We start from the raw sequence: 6779 nt of genomic DNA, 5'->3' as shown, positions 1-6779 counted from the left end.
ATACTATTAGGTTCATAGTGACAGTCGCTATTGTTGTATATAAAAGTTTAATACCTGTAGTTTGCCGAATGCTTACCTTTTACACGTTATTCAACAGATTTATAACCTTATGTACCTCCGAATACGCCTTCAAATCCTCCGGCGATTCCTTGCAGAGTTGGCACAACTTTTCTGAGTTTAACATCGTCCGTTCCAAATTACCATTCTCTGTCAGGTATTTATAGAGGTTGATGCGTATGAAATATCGTTTTGTCTTTTCATATCCCGGCATGTATTTCTGCAATTCGGGAAGCAGTTGGTCGTAACTTTCATATCGCCGACAGGCCACATTAGGCAAGAAATGGAGCAAGAACCAAAATTCCGTGCAAGGATTCGTTTCTATAAACATCACCTTTCCGGCATATTTCTTCTTGCTATACTCTTTCTTTGCCCGCTGATACAACTGCATTTCGGAAGGATATTGATACAGCCTGTCCATATCAAACAGGCATACAATATAATCATATTGCTTGTTCAAATAAGATTCTACCAGTTTCAGTATATGATTGATGTCGCTATGCTGCGGAAAATCCGGAGCGACCTTGAAAGGATAGCGACACGCAATTCTCAGAGAATCGAAATAGAACCATTCCGTTTCTCCTTCGCCTATGATGGCGATACTTTTTGTTACTGTCCGTCCCATATCATTAGTCATTCAGGTTGATATACTGACTACCCAAGAACGGCAACTTTACCAATTTTCCCTGCTTGTAAGCATTGTATGGGGAAAGATTCTTATGCAGTCCCAAAGAAGATAGGCGTACTATTTTAGTTTCGCCAAGTTCGTCTTTGTCGGTGAACCATATCGTATCACGGCGAATGAAATCCTCGTTGAGAAGATTGATGTCGTGTGTGGTCAGAAGCATTTGGGATGTTCCGTTACTGTTTGCCAGAAAGACTTTCAGGAAATAAGCCAACAGTTCATAATGAATACTTGTCTCCACTTCATCAATGGGCACAAACCGATTGGTCTTTAACAAGAAATTCAGTATCACCGCCATTCCCAAGAACCTCATGGTGCCATTGGACTCGTATTCTTCCGACAAATCATATACTTTATCGCCTGCCTTATGCTTGAAGGTCAGTTCCGTATTTGTAATTTTCCCCTTTCTAAGCATTTCAGCCTTTGCATCTTTATCAATAGGGGCATTCTGAATCAGTTGTTCCAATTCAGGTGTAATCAGCTCTTCCTCTTCATGTAATACCACATCTTCTATATTGAAATCGGACGCTTTCAGGAAATTTAAAATGAATTTCTTCAAATCTCCTGCCTCGTCTTTATCCAATCGTGATTTGACATATCCCGAAAGCAACATACCGGGAGCCAATACATCTTTTACCTGCTTGGCAAAATAATCGTACACATCATTCAGCCTTGTCCGTTCCACGTTGCTTTTGCCAAATGCGGCAAGCACACTGCAATTATTGATAGTGTTGCCGGAAATCACATCCTGGCTTTTCTTTGTCATTTTCAGGTTTACGCCAAAGTCAATGGTCGTGGAATCTGTTGCGGCATCATAACTTCGGTTGTACAGCTTGGTCGGGCGAATGGAATCATAAACAATCAATGTCTCGGAATAGATATGCTTTGCATCCAATTCAAAACTAAGAATGTACTTCGACTGATTGATATAGAACACCATTGACATCTTTGTCTTTTCGTTTCTTGAAGTGTCATCTAACATGAAAGGGACAACCCCGGTTTTCTCAGTCCTGTCTTTAGGCATTCTCAAAACCAGCATCTTGAAAAATTCAATGGCATTTAATATATTCGTTTTACCGGAAGCGTTGGCACCATAGATGATGCCCACTTTCAGCAATCTTACACCGTCCTTAACTTCATACGAGTACTCATCAGACATATAAGTATCTGCCGATGGTTCAAAACTGATTTTCTGAACCGACTTAATGGAGAAAAAATTCTCAATGCTGAACTCTGCTATCATAATCGTTGATTTTATCTATTGTATGGTGCAAAGATACAAATAAAATCTCATACAACAAATTATAAATACGATTATTGTAGAAAAACTACGCAATACAAATATAAAATCAGCGAATATCTATTTGTTGTGGCTATAAATTAACCGTCTGATTATCTCCGGAAGGTGTTGACTGATTTGAGGACGGTAAACGAATGTGGATTATGCAGCCAAAGAAGTTAATTGTCCTATGCCATTTGCGCCATCCCTTGATTCTATTTACGATGGCTAAATAGTGATGCTAAAATGGTACTAAATTACAAAACTACTCTTTTATTCACGCCATAAAATATAGTAAATCAGTTTGTTATATAATTTTATATCTTGTTGCCCACGACATGATAAGCAAAAGCCAGAATTGAAGTAGCTACTGCATACTCACGCGTATTGGATTTCAACCGAGGTAAAAAATTCTTCAATAAACATATAGCCTCCTGACTTTTTCCCTGGTCAATGAGCTGAGGTGCATGCACGACTACATATCTATAAGTATCTTCCGGTACTAGGCTGATTATAGAATCCCTATACAAATTTGCTATCCGAAGATAATTGTTCACGTAGTTCCGATCAGTGGCGTACTCTGCCTGATAGAGATATAGGTTTTCAAAACATACATAATAGTCCACTATATTTTCACCCTCCAACGTGTTACGAGGAAGCGATTTCAGCAATTCCATTGCTTCAACAAAAAGGCCCGAAGTATTTAGAATATGTACTTTATTTAATATAGAACTATTTATCCATTGCCTATTATTTAGCCGTGTGGCAATAAGAATATTTTCATTTATATAATGTAATGCAGAATCACTAATATAAGAATTATATTCGGCAAAAAGACGATTTTGTATCAGATAACGCTCCATGTCAGTAAGCCTCCCTTGCTTCAACTCATCCTTTATCAAAGAAATATACCGTTCTTTTTCTTCCTCGTATTGTCTACGCATCACGATAGTCTTATCCAGAACAGACAAAAGGCTATCTATTGCAGATGCATACATACCAAGCGAACATGGCAACAGCATTATTATTAAAATCAAGATACGCATCATAGGTTAACATTGTGACATAACTTCGCAAAGTTACAATTTTCTTCTGTTATGAAAATACGATTTTAGTATTTTCTTTGGCATTATAAGTCGTACATCATAGGGATTATACATCTACCGAAATTCATATTTCCTCTACTTCGGATAGCTTTTAAAGCTTTTATGGCAGTTTTCAAACCTCCTTCTGCCTAATAATGGCTAACATTGCAACCGAAACCAAAGGTTGACATCAACATGAGAAAGACATTATTATTTTTATACCTTTTATCTCTCGGCAGTATTGCCGCATACGGTCAGACACGTCTGACCCAAGACCCCAAACTGGAACGACAACTCCACGAAAGCGGACTGATACATCAACCCCTCCCCCTGGATATTGAAAACTCTTTCGAAACCAACGGATGGAAAAAGGAGGTCTTGCAAAGCGCTCCTCTCACCCGCTCGGCAGGTACAGAGGGATGGAGTCATTCCGGCGCAGGAAGCATGTCCTTCAGTACGGAAAAGACCGTTTCCGGCAAAGGCAGCATCAAACTGCAATTCCCCACATTCACCGGGAAAAGGGCGACCGGCTCTCCTTCCGACCCAGACTATGCCACCTACGGAAACAGCAGTGTTACCTATCATCTAGACGGCGCCAATCTGGAGAAGTACAACCGCATCGTATTCTCCATCTATCCCGATTGCGACGGCGCGCGCATCGTCAACATGAACCTCACGTTTCGCAATGCAGATACTCCTGCCAAGAAAGGATATAATCAGCCTTCGGGTTCACACCTCATTAACCTTATTAATAAGGAGTGGAACCAATGCTTCCTCGAAATAGACGAGTATCAGCGCGACAAGGTGATGTCCATCACCTTCAGCACAGCCCTCAAAGGCAAAGACCGGACTACAGGAGATTCAGCTATCTACTACCTGGACAATCTACAACTGCAAACGGTGAAAGCCCCTGAGAAAGTCAGCGGATGGATACCTGCCGATGGAAAAATCTCCTACTCGACAACCGGCTATGCCGTCAACCACCCCAAAACCGCCCTCATCAACACAAACCTCACCATAGACGCCGGAAAGCGCTTCCAACTGCTTACCCCAACCGGAGAAATAGCTTACGAAGGAGACATCCGAAAAGAGAAAACCACTCTCGGAGAATTTGGCCTTATTGATTTCACCTCCTTCAATAATCCCGGAGAGTATCAGCTGAAGGTCGGAACATCGCTAACTCCCACCTTCCGGATTGGAGAAAGACTTTGGGAAGATTCACAATGGAAAGTGCTGAACTTCATCTTCTGCCAGCGCTGTGGACATCCGGTTCCCGGCAAGCATTCCACCTGCCACGTAGACCTCATGTCCCGACATGACGGACGCAGCATCTCCTACTCCGGCGGATGGCACGATGCAGGAGACTTGTCCCAGCAAACCTTGCAGACGGGAGACGTGACCTTTGCTCTGCTCGAAGCCTATAATAAACAAAGAAATATCAACCCAGCCCTCGCCGCCCGCCTGCGTGAAGAGGCGGAATGGGGAGTAGAGTTCATCCTAAAGAACCGCTACGGCGATGGTTACCGCGCCAGCAGCATGGGATTGCTTATCTGGCAAGACGGTGTGTTCAATACATTGGACGACATATCTTCCGTACGTGTACAGAACATGGCATTTGACAACTTTCTCTATGCCGGATACGAAGCTTACGCCTCCATGACGCTGGACAACGACCCGATGCTGCAGGAATACCTATTGCGCGTGGCCGAAGAAGATTTCGCTTTTGCTATGGAGAAGTTCAAAAAAGATAGCTTCGACCAGTTCGTCCAGCCTTACGAACACAGTTACAACACTTCGAAAAGTCAGTATATGGCTACCATCTCCTGGTCGGCAAGCCAATTATACAAGCTGACCGGAAAACCTTCTTATGCGGACATCGCCGCCGAATACATCCGCTACACCCTCGACTGCCAGCGCACGGAACCGCTGAAAGACAAAGACGGGACACGCGGATTCTTCTACCGGGACAAATCCCGCAAATCCATCGTACATTACATACACCAGTCGCGCGAGCAGGTCTATATGCAGGCCATGGTGATGCTTTGCGAAACCCAGAAGGAGCACCCCGATTATCCTAAATGGGTGAATTCCATACAACTATATGGAGAGTATCTGAAAGGAATGATGAAGTATACCCATCCCTACGGTATGATTCCAAGCGGTGTTTACCATGCAGAGGAATATAAGGATACCACCAACTTCTACGCCCTCCATCTGTTTCCCCCTGCCAATGCCAAGGAACTGTACACGGAACAGATTAAACGAGGAGTACAACTGGACAAAGAGCACTACATGAAACGTTTCCCCGTGTGGTTCAACATTTTCAACGGCAATACCGCCATCCATCTTTCCAACGGAAAGTCCGCCGCCATCTGCGGAAACTTCCTGAAGGACAAGGAACTGCTCAACATCGGTCTGGAACAGTTGTACTGGACCGTAGGCAAGAATCCTTTCGGACAATCCTTGATTTATGGAGAAGGACACAACTATCCGCAACTGAATACCTTCTCTTCGGGAGAAATGACAGGAGAGATGCCCGTTGGTATCCGTACCCTGGGTAACGACGATGTCCCCTATTGGCCGCAAACCAACAATGCCTGTTATAAAGAGGTATGGATTACCTCGGCAGGCAAATGGCTGTCTCTGATTGCGGAATATTAGATAATGGAGAATTAATAACTTATAAATTATAAATTACAAATTATGAAACATCTGTTTATTTTATTGTTTACGGCTTGCACCCTGCTGACGTACGCACAAGTCCCCGAAGGTTATCCGGCAAACTATGCCAAAGCTCCTCGCTTCAAGGCTTTGATTTATTACACGCAACATGCGGAAGAAGCACACGTACAATTTGCAGAACAAGCAACCACTTTCTTCAAGAAGCTCAATTACGGTGACGGCTTTGTTCTGGATATTACTACCGATTTTTCAAAATACCCATACGAGAAACTGAAAGAATACAATGTCATTATCATGCTTAACACATCCCCCAACACCAAGGCCGAACGCGATGCTTTTGAGCAATACATGGAAAACGGAGGCGGTTGGGTAGGTTTCCACGCAGCAGCCTACAACGACAAAAACACGCATTGGCCCTGGTTCGTTAAGTTTCTTGGTGGTGGGGTGTTCTATTGCAACAACTGGCCTCCCCAGCCGGTATTGGTCGAAGTCGACAACGAAGAACATCCCGTTACCAAGAATCTGCCTGCATCATTCGTGGCTCCCGCCAGCGAATGGTACCAATGGACTCCCAGCCCCCGCCAGAACAAGGACGTAGAGGTACTCTTGTCCCTATCTCCCAAGAACTATCCACTGGGTATCAAGGATGTAGTGAATTTTGGCGACTTCCCCATCGTATGGTCCAACAAGAATTACAGAATGATTTACCTGAATATGGGGCATGGTGACGAAGAGTTTATCGACGGTACACAGAACCTGCTATTGGTTAATGCTTTCCGCTGGGTAGTGAGCAAAGACAAATGCGGCAACCCGTTCCTCAAATAAAACGGTTTCCATAACAGCAATCAAGAGAAGAACTAGGGGATAATTCCCCTATTTCCTATGTTAACACTACGTTTTTATGCCGAAACAGATACTTTTCCTTCGAAAAGTATCTGTTTCGGTCGTTTTATATAGATACCCTTGCCGGTTCCCAACGGGCCGGAATGAC

At 43.4% G+C, this 6779-nt stretch carries 5 protein-coding genes; 2 read left to right on the top strand and 3 right to left on the bottom strand.

Annotation, left to right across the window (positions count from 1 at the left end):
* Positions 1-79: 79 nt before the first annotated feature.
* The 3 genes from ABUA47_RS21875 to ABUA47_RS21865 form a co-directional block, all read right to left on the bottom strand.
* On the bottom strand, positions 80-682 hold the full coding sequence (locus ABUA47_RS21875) for an RloB family protein (protein ID WP_032541540.1): 603 nt from the start codon (positions 680-682) through the stop codon (positions 80-82).
* A 4-nt stretch (positions 683-686) separates the two neighbouring features.
* Positions 687-1985, bottom strand: coding sequence for an AAA family ATPase (locus ABUA47_RS21870; protein ID WP_005777390.1), 1299 nt, complete (start codon positions 1983-1985; stop codon positions 687-689).
* Between the two features lie 353 nt (positions 1986-2338).
* Complete coding sequence (locus tag ABUA47_RS21865) at positions 2339-3070, bottom strand: hypothetical protein (RefSeq protein WP_229126676.1); 732 nt, start codon at positions 3068-3070, stop codon at positions 2339-2341.
* A gap of 231 nt (positions 3071-3301) precedes the next feature.
* Here ABUA47_RS21865 and ABUA47_RS21860 point away from each other — a divergent pair, with 231 nt between their 5' ends.
* Together ABUA47_RS21860 and ABUA47_RS21855 are read left to right on the top strand one after the other, a co-directional pair.
* The gene (locus ABUA47_RS21860; RefSeq protein WP_057258628.1) at positions 3302-5767 is read left to right on the top strand and encodes a glycoside hydrolase family 9 protein; all 2466 of its coding nucleotides are present in this window, start codon (positions 3302-3304) and stop codon (positions 5765-5767) included.
* Positions 5768-5809: 42 nt separating this feature from the next.
* Positions 5810-6613, top strand: a complete 804-nt coding sequence (locus ABUA47_RS21855) for a ThuA domain-containing protein (RefSeq protein WP_349832044.1) — start codon at positions 5810-5812, stop codon at positions 6611-6613.
* Positions 6614-6779 lie beyond the last annotated feature (166 nt).

It is taken from the genome of Bacteroides sp. RTP31139st1_H2_RTP31139_211217 (genome assembly GCF_040227615.1).
GTDB classification, from domain to species: domain Bacteria; phylum Bacteroidota; class Bacteroidia; order Bacteroidales; family Bacteroidaceae; genus Bacteroides; species Bacteroides uniformis.
The sequence above is the reverse complement of the archived record's forward strand: the minus strand, read 5'-3'. Positions and strand labels throughout refer to the sequence as shown.

Excerpts from the sequence above, each read along its gene's own strand:
- ABUA47_RS21875 (WP_032541540.1), bottom strand. The coding sequence starts at position 682 with ATGGGACGGACAGTAACAAAAAGTATCGCCATCATAGGCGAAGGAGAA.
- ABUA47_RS21870 (WP_005777390.1), bottom strand. The coding sequence starts at position 1,985 with ATGATAGCAGAGTTCAGCATTGAGAATTTTTTCTCCATTAAGTCGGTT.
- ABUA47_RS21865 (WP_229126676.1), bottom strand. The coding sequence starts at position 3,070 with ATGATGCGTATCTTGATTTTAATAATAATGCTGTTGCCATGTTCGCTT.
- ABUA47_RS21860 (WP_057258628.1), top strand. The coding sequence starts at position 3,302 with ATGAGAAAGACATTATTATTTTTATACCTTTTATCTCTCGGCAGTATT.
- ABUA47_RS21855 (WP_349832044.1), top strand. The coding sequence starts at position 5,810 with ATGAAACATCTGTTTATTTTATTGTTTACGGCTTGCACCCTGCTGACG.